The 15,363-nt window shown below is 41.4% G+C and carries 12 protein-coding genes; 11 read left to right on the forward strand and 1 reads right to left on the reverse strand.

Annotated elements, in window-relative coordinates; all coding sequences use genetic code 11:
* Window positions 1-91 precede the first annotated feature (91 nt).
* From HMPREF1865_RS04235 to dcuC, 10 genes are all read left to right on the forward strand, one after another.
* Window positions 92-694 (forward strand): hypothetical protein, encoded by a 603-nt coding sequence (locus tag HMPREF1865_RS04235; protein ID WP_060919295.1) that lies wholly within the window; start codon window positions 92-94, stop codon window positions 692-694.
* On the forward strand, window positions 672-1,418 hold the full coding sequence (locus tag HMPREF1865_RS04240) for a YaaA family protein (protein ID WP_060919296.1): 747 nt from the start codon (window positions 672-674) through the stop codon (window positions 1,416-1,418). Before HMPREF1865_RS04235 ends, HMPREF1865_RS04240 begins: the two co-directional genes overlap by 23 nt.
* A gap of 4 nt (window positions 1,419-1,422) precedes the next feature.
* Window positions 1,423-2,541, forward strand: a complete 1,119-nt coding sequence (gene hydE / locus HMPREF1865_RS04245) for a [FeFe] hydrogenase H-cluster radical SAM maturase HydE (protein ID WP_004697827.1) — start codon at window positions 1,423-1,425, stop codon at window positions 2,539-2,541.
* Window positions 2,542-2,781: 240 nt separating this feature from the next.
* A complete protein-coding gene (locus tag HMPREF1865_RS04250) occupies window positions 2,782-3,384 on the forward strand; it encodes a hypothetical protein (protein WP_060919297.1) in 603 nt (200 codons plus the stop codon).
* A 295-nt stretch (window positions 3,385-3,679) separates the two neighbouring features.
* Window positions 3,680-5,746 (forward strand): elongation factor G, encoded by a 2,067-nt coding sequence (gene fusA, locus HMPREF1865_RS04255; protein ID WP_008603194.1) that lies wholly within the window; start codon window positions 3,680-3,682, stop codon window positions 5,744-5,746.
* 282 nt (window positions 5,747-6,028) lie between these two features.
* Window positions 6,029-6,505 carry a NanQ anomerase/TabA/YiaL family protein gene (locus HMPREF1865_RS04260; protein ID WP_060919298.1) on the forward strand — a complete coding sequence of 159 codons (477 nt, stop codon included), beginning with the start codon at window positions 6,029-6,031 and terminating at the stop codon, window positions 6,503-6,505.
* A gap of 1 nt (window position 6,506) precedes the next feature.
* Window positions 6,507-7,451 (forward strand): DMT family transporter, encoded by a 945-nt coding sequence (locus tag HMPREF1865_RS04265; RefSeq protein WP_060919299.1) that lies wholly within the window; start codon window positions 6,507-6,509, stop codon window positions 7,449-7,451.
* Window positions 7,452-7,621: 170 nt separating this feature from the next.
* Window positions 7,622-8,917, forward strand: coding sequence for an amidohydrolase (locus tag HMPREF1865_RS04270; RefSeq protein ID WP_060919300.1), 1,296 nt, complete (start codon window positions 7,622-7,624; stop codon window positions 8,915-8,917).
* Window positions 8,918-8,979: 62 nt separating this feature from the next.
* Complete coding sequence (locus tag HMPREF1865_RS04275) at window positions 8,980-10,224, forward strand: M20 family metallo-hydrolase (protein WP_060919301.1); 1,245 nt, start codon at window positions 8,980-8,982, stop codon at window positions 10,222-10,224.
* Window positions 10,225-10,439: 215 nt separating this feature from the next.
* Complete coding sequence (gene dcuC, locus HMPREF1865_RS04280) at window positions 10,440-11,693, forward strand: C4-dicarboxylate transporter DcuC (RefSeq protein ID WP_060919302.1); 1,254 nt, start codon at window positions 10,440-10,442, stop codon at window positions 11,691-11,693.
* A 297-nt stretch (window positions 11,694-11,990) separates the two neighbouring features.
* On the opposite strand, the gene HMPREF1865_RS04285 is transcribed toward dcuC, so the two are convergent.
* A complete protein-coding gene (locus tag HMPREF1865_RS04285) occupies window positions 11,991-12,860 on the reverse strand; it encodes a LysR family transcriptional regulator (RefSeq protein WP_060919303.1) in 870 nt (289 codons plus the stop codon).
* Between the two features lie 197 nt (window positions 12,861-13,057).
* Here HMPREF1865_RS04285 and HMPREF1865_RS04290 point away from each other — a divergent pair, with 197 nt between their 5' ends.
* Window positions 13,058-15,355, forward strand: a complete 2,298-nt coding sequence (locus HMPREF1865_RS04290; RefSeq protein ID WP_060919304.1) for a hydratase — start codon at window positions 13,058-13,060, stop codon at window positions 15,353-15,355.
* Window positions 15,356-15,363 lie beyond the last annotated feature (8 nt).

Below are 15,363 nucleotides of genomic sequence, written 5' to 3' on the forward strand. Positions count from 1 at the left end.
ATATTTTTAAGAATAATATTTTTAAGAATAATATAATATCTGTTGAGAGTATCACTCAGCAGTGTGATATATGGAAAACTAGGAGGCCCTAATGGCAAAGGAAATCAACGTACAAGAGACAATACAATCTGATTTTAGTGTTGTGATTAACGATATTGCTGAAGAGTTATTAACGCGCCTCAATATGGATGAGGATGGTTCTGTTATCGATATGTTCCAAACAGGCTCTTTTGATCCTTGGCAGTTATTCGTATTTTTTGGTGCTTTAGAAAAAGCCCTTATTGAGTTCAGAACAGATAAACGGAAGAAAACAGTTATCGTTCATGCACAACCTGAGGCTCTTATCGGCATTGGCCGTGTAGTGACACCTGTATCTACTATGCTTGAGCATGTATTGATGTCTCGTTTGAACGATATGAGCGAAGGCCGCTTGGAAACAGGCATGCTTACAGTATCTGCTGAAAGCATCGATTACGAAGGTGTAAATCTTAAAGGTCGTCACGTGGTTATCGTATGCGATCTTGTAGATGAAGATTCTAATTATCTCAAAGAATGCATTAAATTATGTAAAGAATTGAAAGCAAGCCACGTAGTGGCGGTGCCTCTCATGTTGTGGAACCCTGAATTGATCGACAATTTGACAGAGGAATCTATTAAGGCGGAATTATCTCATGAAAATCGTCCTCTCTCCTAGTAAGACAAAAACGATTGCCGATGTTGCTAGCAACGCTGAAGCAGTACCTCATGTAGTTCAAGACGGCCAATTTCAGCCGAACATCACGAAAGAAATTGTAACACATGTACAATCCCTTGATGTAGTAACTCTTGGAAAAGCGCTAAAGCTAAAGGCTGATAAGGCACAGGCTCTTTTTGATTTTTATCAGTCCTTTGAGGCTCATCCCGTAGGTCGTGCCTGTGAAAGTTATGATGGCATTGCTTTCAAATATTTGGACTGGTCGAATTTATCTGACGAAGCCAAGGCCTTTGGTGAAAGCCATCTCGTTGTGTTGTCTGCATTGTACGGCGTCGTTGAACCTAATATGGGGGTGCGCGACTATCGACTCGATATGGTCGATAAGGTGGGCATTAATCTATACGATACATGGCGTGATGCGGTGGATGTATACTTTCACAAGGAAGATTGGATTTTAAACCTAGCATCTAAAGAATATGCAAAAATGGTGAACCATCCAAAGGTGGTAACCGTTGAATTTTGGGAATTACGTGGCGATACGTTTAAGCAGATGAGTACGTCCTCCAAAATGAGCCGCGGTGTGATGGCTCATGAATGTTTAACTCGACAAGTGAAACATGTGCGAGAATTGCCCCACGAAATCAATGGATTTATCTGTGTCTCTGACATTGAATCCATTACCATACCAAGCGAATCGATGACGGTTCGTTACGAAAGGAAGTGATTGTTTGCAAGTGCAAGACATTCTTGCAAAAGACCTCGTCGGCGATGAATGGCTGACAGAGGAGGAATTGCGATTTCTCATGTCTGTAACTGATGAAGAACAGTTGCAGTTGATATATAAAAAGGCCTACGAAGTGAAGGCAAAATACGTAAAGCCTGTAGCATACTATCGGGGTCTCATCGAGTTCTCAAACCGATGCATTAAAAATTGTAATTATTGCGGTATCCGCCGTGAAAATGATAAGACGGAACGCTTTGATATGAATCGCGAAGATATCATCAAGATGGCACAGTGGGCATACGATCATGAATATGGTTCCATTACACTCCAATCTGGTGAACGCTGTGATGATGCCTTTGTGGACTATGTTGTGGATTTAATTCGCGACATTAAAGCCATTGGCGATGGTTCTCTTGGTATTACGATGTGCGTAGGAGAACAAAGCGAAGAGGCGTACCGCCGCATGCGTGAAGCCGGTGCGAGTCGTTATTTATTACGCATTGAAACAACCAATACAGATTTATATCATAAGATTCATCCTCGTGATGAACTGCACTCCTTTGAGACGCGCGTAGAATGCTTACGTCGTTTGCGCCGCGTGGGCTTCCAAGTTGGCACAGGTGTTATGATTGGTCTACCTGGGCAAACCGAAGATGATCTCGTAAATGATATCTTGTTCTATCGCGATATGGATATCGACATGATCGGCATGGGCCCTTATGTGGTGCATCATGATACGCCTCTAGGCCAAGAAGCTTTGGCAATGGGCATTGATGATGAAGCAGGTAAATTACGCCGCGTTCAACTAGGGCTTAAGATGATTGCCTTAACTCGTTTATTCTTGAAAGACGTAAACATTGCGGCAACTACTGCCTTACAAGCATTAGATAAACTAGGCCGTGAAAAAGGTTTAGCGGCTGGGGCGAATATCCTAATGCCTATCATTACTATCCCTGAACACCGTGCAAAATATTTGCTATATGATAATAAACCATGTGTGGACGACAATGCAGAACAATGCAAAGACTGCTTGACGCGCCGCGTAATGTCCATCGGTGATACAGTAGGTTGGAAACAAAATGGGGATTCTAAACACTACGGTAAACGAACGGGGAAATTTTAGTATTCTATGATTTACCTATATCTTTTAGTGAATTATATATTTACCACTAGTATTGCCTATATATAGATGGGGCCCCGTTACATAACGACAACTTAATTAAAAAAGACGGTCTATACTTTCTTGCTCCTCGTTCCTAATGTCGCTGCACAAGTACAGACCGTCTTTTTTTATCGCTTTTCATTTTATAATCATGAATGTATAATGATAAATGTATAGAGGTTGTTTTATAAGGAGAGTCAAATGAAACGTATTTTATCTTTTATCATGATGGTAGTAGCGGCTTTTGTGTTAGGGAGTAGTAGTACAAGTGCAGAGCCAATTCAACTTAATGTGCAACCGAAAGAACCTATTGCATTATTTATACAATTGGATCCCCATTATGTAGGAAAACCATTAGAAATAATAAATGAATTATATGATAAGTTCAAAGAGAAGCTTAATAATGCAAATAAAGAACCAGTTGAATTTGCAAAAGCACAAAAAGATTTGAAGGTATATATTCGCGATAATGATGTTAATGATAATCAACGTGATCAAGATAATGGTGCGATTTTACGAAGTAAGGATTTGAAAGCTTTAGCGGATAAAGAAGGGACTCGGTATGTTATTGTAGCAAGTACTCGTGTGACATCTGCAGAAGAAAAGGTAAATTTTTGGACTGGGCTTCGTAAAAATATGACAATTATGACAAATATAGTGATTTATGACGCTCAAGAAAATGATTATGTTATGGATGAGGACTACTCTAGTGTAGGGAAAACTAGTGGTAGTTATGATCGTGCATTCCATAGAGCAATTGAAGATGTTTTAACTAAAATTGATTTTAATAAATACTTAAAGTAATACTATTATGTTATTGACAACCTCTAAAAAAGAGCGGATGAGAGGCCGCTCTTTTGTTTGTATATAATTAATTTATGCTAAAAAAGGATACCTGTGCTTGCGTAGTAACATCAGGAACGAGGAGCAAGTGAGCATAGGTATCCCTTTTTAACTATATATAGGTTCATCAAAATTAAGTGTATATAAAATTTCATCATGATAGATAAATTTATTTTAATTGGAAAAGAGGACTTTCACAAAGGAATGTCGAAATAGTATAGCAAAGCCGTAATTTGCCAGTAAGGAGGCGATTCCAATGAAAGAGTACAGTAGTGATAAAATTAGAAACGTTGCTGTTGTTTCCCACGATGGTGCGGGTAAAACAGCTCTTGTTGAATCCTTGTTGTTAACTTCTGGTGCGGTTGATTTCGTAGGTAAAGGTCAAGATAATAAACATATTATGGACTTTGAACCGGAAGAAATTAAACGTAATGTAACTATTCAATTGGGCATGGCGCCATGTGAGTGGCATGACCATAAGGTTAACTTCATAGACACTCCAGGCTATAACGAATTCCATGGCGAAGTTCGTGCCGCTTTGCGTGCTTGTGATGGCATGTTGATGGTGCTATCCTCCACATCTGGTGTAGAAACTGACACAGTTCGCGCATGGGATTATGCAGTTGAATTACAAATGCCTCGTATGGCATTTATCAATAAAATGGATGTCGATGGTGCTGATTTTTTTGGCACTATTGAAAGAATGCGGGAATTATTTGGCAAAGGCATCATGCCATTGCAGATTCCTATCGGTGAAGGCGCCGATTTTGAAGGCGTTGTAGACGTAGCAAAAATGACTGCGTTTACTTATAAGGACGGCCAACCAACAGAGGTCGCTGTACCAGCTCACCTTATCGAAAAGGCTCAAGAAATTCGGGAAATGACCGTAGAAGCCGCGGCTGAAGGTAGCGATGAGTTGTTGGAAAAATATTTAGAAGGCGAAGAATTATCCTTAGAGGAAATCCGCCAAGGCTTGCGTGAAGGGATGATTAGTGGCCGTGTGTGCCCAATCATGTGTGGCAGTGCCACATCTCGTATTGGCTTAGATCAAGTATTGGATCGTATGATTCGTTACATGCCGGATGCAACTAAAAAAGTGATGACCGCAACTGATGCGGAAACCGGCGAACAATGTGTTGTACATGTAGATAAACCATTAACTGCATTCGTATTTAAAACATTGTTAGACCCATTCGCAGGCAAACAAAGCTTTGTACGTATCTTCTCTGGTGAACTGAAAGAAGGCGATCGCCTTTATGATGTAAACCAAGGTGTAGAAGAAAAATGGGGCAAGATGGTTACCCTTATCGGGAAGCAACAAATCCCTGTATCTGCTGCAAAAGCTGGTGATATCGTAGTGATACCGAAATTGGCCAATGCTAAGACCGGTGATACATTAACGGCTCCTGACTTTAAAGTGACATACGATGCTATCCGTTTTCCTCAACCTCTATACACTGTGGCTATGGAGCCAGTGAAAAAAGGTGAGGAGGAAAAATTAGCTAGTGCTGTTCTTAAAGTGGCAGAAGAAGATCCTACTTGTGTAGTAGTGAAAAATGCTGAAGCTCGCCAATTACAAATCGATTGTATGGGCGAGGTACATCTCGAGCATATTCTCAACAAAATGGACCGTAAATACGGCGTACAAGCTAAACTTGTGGCTCCATATATTCCATACCGCGAAACCATTAAAGGCTCTGCTGAAACTGAGTCTAAGTATAAGAAACAAAGTGGCGGTCATGGTCAATATGGTCACGTTAAGATTCAAGTGGATCCATTATATGATGGTAGCGAATTTGCATTCGTAGACAAAATTTTTGGTGGTGCTGTACCTAAACAATACATACCAGCAGTGGAAAAGGGTGCCAAAGAAACCCTAGATAAAGGCCTAATTGCAGGATATCCTATGATTGGCGTGCAAGTGACACTCTTGGATGGATCTTACCACAGCGTAGACTCCTCAGAGTTAGCATTTAAAGTAGCTACGTCACAGGCGATCAAGGATGTGATTCCTAAGGCGAAACCAGTCCTATTAGAACCAATCTATGAAGTCAACGTGTTTGCACCAGATGCTTTCATGGGTGACATCATGGGTGATTTGAATAGCCGTCGAGGTCGTGTGTTAGGCATGGAACAAAGTGAAAGAACCGGTATTTCTGTTGTTAAAGCACAAGTACCATTGGCTGAAATGTCCGATTATGTGACTGCATTACGCTCCATTACACAAGGACAAGGTGTATTTAACCGTCAGTTCTATACCTATGAAGAGGTTCCACATAAGCAAGCGGAAGAAATTATCGCTGCTCATAAAACCCAAGAATAAGGTAATGGCCACATGCTGTATCTAATACAGTTTGAATCACTACAACTGAATAGACAATTGCATAATGTAACAATTTAATACTGTAACAATTTCATAGTGTAATAATTGACGTAAGTCATAAATTTGAATAGTATTTTACTGAGGCCCTCCATATATGTAGCGTATGGAGGGCTTTTACATAAGAGAATAGCTAGTTCTTTATGTATATATGTGCTAACATAAAAGGTAATATAATTGGTTTATTGTGGTGCCATATCCATAGATATTGTGAAAGGATTGTGTATGTTTTTCTCTAGTATTACCGCAGATTATACAAAAATGGGCTATCCTAAAGCCATTGTGCGCGCTTTGGATTTCTTGAAAAACACAGATTTGAAAGCGTTGCATGGAGGACGTCATGCCATCGAGGGTGACATGATGTATGCTAACGTAGATGATGTAGAAACAAAACTATTTGAAGCTACAAAACCGGAATCGCATCGTAATTATGTAGATATTCAATTTATGGTGAGCGGCGAGGAAAACATGGGCTTTTTCGTAGATAAAGGTCTCGTTAAACCTGTGGAGTCCTATCCAGATCGAGATTGCTATTTTTATCCTAACGAAGCTATTGATGAAGGGCAAATCCATTGCCTAGAAGGGTACTATACTGTATTCTTCCCCTCTGATGTTCATCGGCCCTTGCTTGCTGTAAACGATAAACCTATCAAAATTCGTAAGGTGGTTGTGAAAGTTCACGTATCTTTGCTTGGTGACTAGCATGAAACAATACGAAGTCATTGGTGTTATTATAACTTTATTGGGGGCTGTTTTATGGGGTGTATCTGGTGCATCCGTACAGTTCTTAAGCAATTTTAGAGATATGAATTTGGAATGGCTAGTAACTATGCGATTGATTACAGCAGGTCTACTAACTGTTATTTATGCATGGTTTAGATTTGGAAATTCTATCTTTAATGTATTTCATAGTGTAAGGGATACGCTAGGACTCATTGTTTTTGGTGTATTTGGAATGGCATTATGCCAATATACATACTTCAGATCCATTGCTTTAGCTGGAGCTGGCATTGCAACGGTATTACAATATCTGGCGCCGTCTATGATTATTATTTACCTGCTGGTACGCTATGGTAAACGACCATCCAAGGGTGAGATGGTTTCTGTTATACTGGCTTTAGTGGGGACTATTTGTTTAATGGGCAATGATGATGGCCTTTCTATTGAAAGCTTCCCTTTAATGGTTCTCGTATGGGGGCTTTTATCTGCTGTGGGTGTAGCCGTATATAGCATTTCTCCCGTTGATTTACTCAACAAATATGGCACGTTGCCTATTGTAGGATTCGGAATGCTTATTAGCGGTATTGTTGCGGCTATATTATTCCATCAACCAAATTCTTATGCGACGTGGGATGTATGGACTGTAATTGGTTGTTTCAATGTTATATTCCTTGGTACGATAGTATCTTTTAATGCCTATTTAGAAGGGGTTAAACGAATTGGGGCTGTATCAGGATCTATTTTGTCCTCTATTGAACCTATTTCGGCGGCTTTCTTTGGGTGGGCTTTTTTAGGAAATGAATTTAGTCTATTGGGACTAATCGGTATGGCTATGATTATTTCTACCGTTGTTATTATTGCTTGGGATAGACAACGCACTATTAAGCGAGAGGTACTGACAAAACTGAACAAAACAATATTAGAATAAACCGATAAGCACACATATATCACAGAAACCGTTTTGTGGTATATGTGTTTTTTGTTATAACATACAATTATATTTTAGATACTGTATACATGCGCTATTTAGTTGACTATTTACCTATCTATTCATATAGTAAATGTATACAGGATTATTAGTTTGTTACGGAGGTAGTTATGTCTGTAAAAGATTTTGTGCAACAACGGCGCGATGCGTTAATCGCTATGCGTCGAGATTTTCATATGTACCCAGAACCTGCTTGGCTTGAGTATCGCTCTGCTGCGAAGGTAGCGGATAGGCTTATCTCCTTGGGCTATGATGTGGCATTAGGGGCAGATGTACTCGATTTAGACTCTCGTATGGGCTTACCTAGTGACGAGGTTATGAAAGCCGCTATGGATCGTGCCATCAAAGAAGGCGCAAATCCTGAGCTTGTAGAAAAGATGGGCTATGGTAAAACGGCCATTGTTGCAACTATGAAATTCGGCGGCGAAGGCCCCGTAGTAGCATTTCGTGTAGACATGGATTCTAACGATGTTATCGAAACTAAAGAGGATAACCATGTGCCTACAAAGAAAGGCTTCCGTTCTTGTCATGATAAGGCGATGCACGCCTGTGGTCATGATGCACATATGACAATGGGGCTAGGTCTTGCTGAATACTTGGCTGCTCACAAGGATGAATTCAAAGGCACTATTAAACTCATCTTCCAACCAGCAGAGGAAGGCGTGCGCGGTGCTAAAGCGATGGCGGAAGCAGGCGTAGTGGACGATGTAGATTTGATGTTCGGCATGCATATTGGGTTTAATGAGAAATTATCCAATTGCTTTGCTTGTAGCGATCATGGCTTCTTGGCGACTACAAAACTTGATGCGGTATTCCACGGTTATTCTGCTCATGCTGGGGGCTCCCCAGAAAAGGCACAAAATGCAATGCTAGCCGGCTGTACAGCGGTTCTTAACTTACAAGCCATCGCTCGTCATAGTCAAGGGGCTTCTCGCATGAATGTAGGTGTTTTTGAAAGTGGTACAGGTCGTAATGTGACACCTGATGTGGCAGTTCTTAAATTAGAAACTCGTGGTGCTACGACAGAAATCAATGACTACATGATTGAACGGTCGAAGACTATTATTAAAGGTGCTGCAGAAATGCACGATTGTACCTTCGAAATCACAAAACAAGGAGAAACCCCTGCAGGTCGTATCAGCGATGATTTAGCTCGTGAAGTGCAAGCTATCGTGGAGCCCCTTGGGATTTTTAAAGAGGTTCCCTTCGATTACAGCGGTGGCGGCAGTGAAGATTGTGCGTACTTCTTGAACCGTGTCATCGATCGCGGCGGTAGAGCGACCTATATGGTTGTGGGATCTGCTATTAAAGCGCCTCATCACAATCCGCTTTTTGACATCGATGAAGAAGATATGCTAAACGGTATCGTAGCGTTAGGGACAATTGCTGCTCACTATTTAACATAAGCCTTATGGACTAGCACCATAGGGTTTATCAATAATTGATGTAATAGAGTATGAGGTGTTACATGATTCAACGAGAGCGTTTAGTTAAGGATTTTGAGGCTATGGCTCAATTGACGGCACCTGGTGAGGGCATTAATCGCCTTGCTTTCACCGATGCAGATTGGGCAGGACGGCAATATATTATAGACCGCATGACTGATGCGGGTTTATCCATTGAAATAGACGATTTTGGTAATGTCATTGGCTATAAGAGTGGTAAGAAACCAGAATTGCCCGTTGTCATGGTGGGTTCTCATACGGATAGCGTGCCCAATGGAGGCAATTACGATGGTGTGGTCGGCGTGTTATCTGCCATTGAAGTAATTCGTAGCATGATCGATGATGGCTATGAACATGATCATACCATTGCTGTAGTGGACTTCATGTGTGAAGAGTCCGGTCGCTTTGGGAATGCTACACTAGGCAGTAAGGCTATGCGCGGTGAATTAACAGTACAAGACTTACACCGATTGGTGGATAAACAAGGAATTTCCTTGTATGAAGCCTTGAAAGGTCGTAATTTAAACCCTGATGGGATTGAAATAATGAAATATAAACGACCTGTAAAGTCTTTCACAGAAATTCATATCGAGCAGGGCAAGGTGCTGGAGCACGAACGGAAAACGATTGGCATTGTGACTGGTATTGCAGCACCAGAGAGATTCTATGTGACCATTCGGGGCAATGCCGACCATAGTGGCGCTACGCCGATGAACTTGCGTCATGATGCTCTGTGTGGGGCCTCAAAAATCATCCTTGGCATCGAGGAGATTGCATCCATGCAAGAGGAACCACCCGTGGTGGGCACTGTTGGTGTTGTAGAGGTTACGCCTGGTGCGATGAATGTCATTCCTGGAGCTGTAAAGCTAGGGGTAGACATTCGCAGCATATCTAAGGCAGCTCGCGATTCTGTAGTCACTCTTGTTAAGGAATTTATCGACATTACTGCCGAAAAACGGGGATTATCGTATACAATTGAAACAATTGCACAGGACCAACCGGTGGAGATGCACCCGGCGATGATTCGAGAAATCGAAGAGGCCGTTAAGTCTGTCGGTGTAGAGTACATGACCATGCCCAGCGGTGCCGGTCACGATGCAATGCATTGGGCGGAAGTGGTTCCGACGGGAATGATCTTTATTCCATGTCGTGACGGCATCAGTCATAATCCTGCAGAATTTGCTGAAATGGATGATATCGTAACGGGTGCGGACGTGCTTGATAAGGTACTTAGAAAACTTAGCTTGGAAGAAACAAAGCTTGTTTAAAATACTCCTTTATGTAGTTATGTAGTTATGTAGTTGTATAGTTATATGATTATACTGTATATAATTAAGTGATTACTTTTACTATTGTTAGGCCTATTAGGTGTAAGACATAGATAGGACTATGGTATTTAGTGTTGTTAGTTGTGTATTGGGTGTAAAGCGTTTATAGAGGGGATAAAGCTATCTTGCATCTTATGTACACGGATAGGAGAGTTATGGTTATTACAGGTATTGTTATCGTAGTAGCGACGTTTATCGCTATTATTAAACAGTTTGAAACGCGGCTCGTTTTATTATTATCGGGCTTACTGATGTGCTTTATTGGTGGGCAGCTTGGCGCTGGTACGACGGCCTTTGTGAAAGAACTTACAAATCCAGGCCTTGTACCAACAATCTGTACAGTGTTAGGTTTTAGCTATGTTATGGAATATACAAAATGTACGGAGCATATGGTGTATTTCATTTCTGCAGGCCTCAAAAAGATGACGAAAATCATCATTCCTGGTGCTGTTATTATTACATTTTTAATTAATATTGCATTGCCTACAGCGGCAGGTTGTGCTGCGGCCGTAGGTGCATTATTGATTCCGGCTTTAATTCGTTCTGGAGTACATCCAGCGATGGCTGGTTCTGCTATCTTCTTAGGTACATGGGGTAGCTCCTTGAGCCCAGGCCTTATGTTCAACCCTCAAGTGGCACAACTGGCGGGGGTAGACGTAATGACAGTTATTGCCAGCTTCTCCATGCAAGCAATTATCGGTATCGTAGTAGCCGCTATTTTGCTTAACATCGTAGCTATCATTAAGAAGGAGCATACCGGGTATGTAATGAAAAACGATACTGTAGAGGAAGGTAAAGAATTCAAAGTAAATTATTTCTATGCAATCATTCCGATTATTCCTCTTGTATTACTTGTATTAGGTAGTAAACAAGTGGCGGTGATTCCAGAAATCTCTGTTCCTGTATCTATGCTCATCGGTACTGCTATTGGCATCATTGCCGTGCGTCCTAATGTGGCAGACGCTGTTAAGAAGTTCTTCCGCGGTACTGGCGATGGTATGTGTGATGTAGTGGGGCTTATGGCTGCAGCGGCATGCTTTACCGCAGGGATGCAACACATCGGCCTTACAAATGCGCTCATCGATGGTATGAAGAACTCTCAACAAATCGCTCAAATCGGGGCAGCCTTTGGTCCGTTCTTATTGGCTGTTATCTCTGGTTCTGGTAATGCAGCAGCGCTTGCGTTTAATGGTGCTGTCACACCTCATGCAGCAGACTTTGGTTATGGCATTATGCAACTTGGATCCATGGCTCAATTGGGTGCTGGTATCGGTCGTAGTATGAGCCCTGTAGCTGGTGCAGGTATCATCATCGCAGGACTTGCAGGAATCAATCCTATGGAAATGGCGAAACGCAATGCCGTGCCTTGTATTATCGCGACTGTAGTTATTATGCTTTTGTTACTATAATTCTATCTTGTAAGATGATTTGTTTTTACGATACACTCATAGCAGATAGATGTATAAAACTCTATAAAACTCTATAAAACAAACCCGTCATGATTTATGTAATCATGACGGGTTTTCTTGTTATGATAGATTTTATACATTCCGTATAATCTATATAGTCCGTATAGTCGGACATTATATTACTGAGATGCATTTGTAAGATAATAAGATATAAGTAAAATTTATGGACACCAAAGAAAAGAGCAATTTGTTCTTATTGCAATAAAATAATATATTATATGTATTAAAGGAATAGATTTAGTTTCTCGTATTGGCCCAGCTTTTCATAAAGCTGTAAAATGCCTGCACTGGTTTCGACTCAAGTGCACTATGACGTGTGTATATCCAGGTGTCGCGCGTCATAATATGATTATCTAAGGACTTTAAGGTCTCCTTGTATAAAGTAGGATAATCATTGCCACAGCTTTTGGTTAAAATGGTAAAACCAAGCCCTTGATTGACGAGCTTCATACAGGTATCGATATCGTTCACCTCGATGGTGCGCATTGGTGGTTGTGAGTAGTGAGAATACCACCAATCATCAATAGTTTGTTGTAAATTAGGATCTGTTTGATAGTGAATATACGGTAAATGTGGCAAATCTTCTATTGTGCAAGGTGTTTTATTGAAGAAACAGAATGGTTCAGACCAAATATGTTCCTTTGACTCTGTCCAAGTGTGGGCACCGCGGATGATGGCTGCATGTAGGCGCCCTTCAAGGAAGTCATGATACAGCTTATAGCTTAGACCTGTATACATGATGATATCGATATGAGGATAAGCCTCTTTAAAGGTCGATAAGATATGAGGAATATGGTACTTGGCGAATACATTGGAGCATCCTAGGTTCAAGGTACCCCGTGGTTCAGTCCCCATCGCTAACAACTCTTGACGTACCGTAGTATAGGAGTTGAGCAAATCTTCGGCGTAGCGTACAAGACGCTGCCCCTGATAGGTAAACTCCACACCCCGAGCTTGTCGGTTGATGATGGGACAGTTGAATTCCTTTTCTAATTTTTTTATCCGTTCACTCAATGCAGGTTGCGTCATAAACAAACGACGCGCCGCATAGGTAATATTATTTTCCTCTGCTAAGGTTTTTAAAATTGTACAATCTTTCGTGTCCATAAACTCTCCTTTATATATGTATTATTGTACTCTATCCCATAGAGTTGGTACAGATAAGGGGATGCTAGGGCTATACAGATTAGATATAACTAAAGACTGGGGACTAATCAGAGGAATGAAACTTTCACCAATAATCATCGTGAAAGTATAGTGTTTGTAAAGGTTTACATATGCATGAGGTTCATAAGGAGTAAGTCATGGTTGAGTTAATTTCAAATGGTGTATTTTTATATCACGGTGTAGATATCGTTCCAGCCGATTCTAGTGCTGCTCTTGATCAACAAGAAGTTTTTAATAAAGAGCGCGCCTACAAGGAAACGATGGCGTACCGTATTTTAATGGACCACCAACAACATGAAGGTGATCAAGATTTACGCATTAAATTTGATGCCCTAACATCTCACGATATTACATACGTTGGTATCATTCAAACGGCCATTGCCAGTGGTCTAGATAAATTTCCAATCCCTTACATTTTGACTAACTGTCATAACAGTTTGGCTGCTGTAGGGGGCACAATTAATGAAGATGACCATGTATTTGGGCTATCCGCAGTACAACGATTCGGTGGCGTCTATGTACCGCCTCATCTTGCCGTTATTCACCAATATATGCGTGAAACTATGGCCGGTTGTGGCAAGATGATCCTCGGCTCCGATAGCCATACTCGCTATGGTGCGCTTGGTACGATGGCGATTGGTGAAGGGGGACCGGAGCTTGTAAAACAATTGCTTGGTCGTACCTATGATGTACAACGACCAAAGGTTATCGCTATTTACCTCGACGGCAAACCTAAACATGGCGTTGGTCCACAAGACGTGGCCCTTGCTATTGAAAAGGCGGTATTCAAAAATGGGTTCGTAAAAAATAAAGTCATGGAATTCGTAGGACCTAGCATTGAACACTTGTCCATGGACTTCCGTAATGGCATCGATGTAATGACTACAGAGACTACATGTCTTACAACAATTTGGAGAACAGACAATACTACAAAAGACTTCTTAACACTCCATGGTCGTGGTGATGCATACAAAGAGCTAAACCCTGGTGATGTAGCTTACTATGATGGCCTTGTAAAAGTAAACCTTGATGAGGTGGAAAGCATGATTGCTATGCCATTCCATCCAAGCAATGTATATACTATCAAGGAAATTAACGAAGGTGGTCGTGATTTATTAGCAGAAATCGAACGACAAGCTGTTGAGCAATTAGATAATAAATCCTTATCGCTACAATTGCCTGAAAAGCATTTTGATGGCAAATTGCATTTAGACCAAGGTATCATCGTAGGCTGCTCGGGTGGTTTGTATGAAAACCTCATGCAAGCAGCTAATATCGTACGCGGTAAAAGTGTAGGTTCTGGCCGTTTTGCGTTCAGCGTATACCCTTCTAGCCAACCAATTTACTTAGAACTTATGAAAAATGGCGCTCTCGTAGATCTTATGGATGCAGGTGCCATCGTGCGTACAGCCTTCTGTGGCCCATGTTTCGGTGCAGGTGATACACCTAATAATACAGGCCTCAGCGGGCGTCATGCGACACGTAACTTCCCGAACCGTGAAGGTTCTAAGCCTGGTAATGGTCAAATCTCCTCCGTAGCACTTCTTGATGCGCGCTCCGTAGCTGCTACAGCTATTCATGGGGGTGCTTTAACAGCGGCAACTGAAGTAGAATACGATGATGCAGTGCCAGCTTATCACTATGATGATAAGCCATATAAACATAAAGTATATAGCGGCTTCAATGAACCTAAGAAGGATGCGGAACTCATTTATGGTCCATCCATCAAACCATGGCCGTCCATTAAGGAATTGACACCAAATGTATTGCTCAAAGTAGCGGCCTATATCGATGACCCTGTAACAACTACAGATGAATTAATCCCATCTGGTGAAACATCTTCCTTCCGTTCTGATCCATATGCGTTGTCTGAATTTGCCTTGAGCCGTAAGGTGCCTGAATATGTAGGCCGTGCAAAGGTCGTTCGGGATTGGGAAAAATCTCGTCAAGACGGTGAATGTACAGTAGAGTTAGTCACTGCTTATGAAGAGGTTAAACAAGCTCTTGGCTTGTCAGAATCTGTAGAAGATATGGCTAAATTCACGGCTGTTTCCAGCATGGTCTATGCTAATCGCCCAGGCGATGGCTCTGCACGTGAACAAGCTGCATCCTGCCAACGCGTTTTGGGTGGCGGTGCTAACATTGCTATCGAATATGCAACAAAACGCTATCGCAGTAATGTTATAAACTGGGGTATGTTGCCGTTCGTAACTAGTGAGGAAGACTCCAGAACAATGACCGTAGGCGACTATGTATATGTGCCAAATGTGCGTGAACAATTGTTTTCAGATTCCGATGACTATAAAGCGTATGTGATTAGTGGTGGTGTGAAGAAAGCAGAAATCACACTACATTTAGATCACCTTAGCGACGAAGAAAAAGAAATTATCGCTGCTGGTTGTCTCATCAACTACTATGCAAATAGCAAAGCTTAATAGGTGAA

The organism is Veillonella parvula, assembly GCF_001553335.1.
Classification (GTDB): Bacteria; Bacillota; Negativicutes; order Veillonellales; family Veillonellaceae; genus Veillonella; species Veillonella parvula_S.

Coding starts and splice junctions, on each gene's coding strand:
- HMPREF1865_RS04275 (WP_060919301.1), top strand. CDS start 8,980: ATGATTCAACGAGAGCGTTTAGTTAAGGATTTTGAGGCTATGGCTCAA.
- HMPREF1865_RS04260 (WP_060919298.1), top strand. CDS start 6,029: ATGTTTTTCTCTAGTATTACCGCAGATTATACAAAAATGGGCTATCCT.
- HMPREF1865_RS04235 (WP_060919295.1), top strand. CDS start 92: ATGGCAAAGGAAATCAACGTACAAGAGACAATACAATCTGATTTTAGT.
- HMPREF1865_RS04240 (WP_060919296.1), top strand. CDS start 672: ATGAAAATCGTCCTCTCTCCTAGTAAGACAAAAACGATTGCCGATGTT.
- fusA (WP_008603194.1), top strand. CDS start 3,680: ATGAAAGAGTACAGTAGTGATAAAATTAGAAACGTTGCTGTTGTTTCC.
- HMPREF1865_RS04265 (WP_060919299.1), top strand. CDS start 6,507: ATGAAACAATACGAAGTCATTGGTGTTATTATAACTTTATTGGGGGCT.
- HMPREF1865_RS04285 (WP_060919303.1), bottom strand. CDS start 12,860: ATGGACACGAAAGATTGTACAATTTTAAAAACCTTAGCAGAGGAAAAT.
- HMPREF1865_RS04250 (WP_060919297.1), top strand. CDS start 2,782: ATGAAACGTATTTTATCTTTTATCATGATGGTAGTAGCGGCTTTTGTG.
- HMPREF1865_RS04290 (WP_060919304.1), top strand. CDS start 13,058: ATGGTTGAGTTAATTTCAAATGGTGTATTTTTATATCACGGTGTAGAT.
- dcuC (WP_060919302.1), top strand. CDS start 10,440: ATGGTTATTACAGGTATTGTTATCGTAGTAGCGACGTTTATCGCTATT.
- HMPREF1865_RS04270 (WP_060919300.1), top strand. CDS start 7,622: ATGTCTGTAAAAGATTTTGTGCAACAACGGCGCGATGCGTTAATCGCT.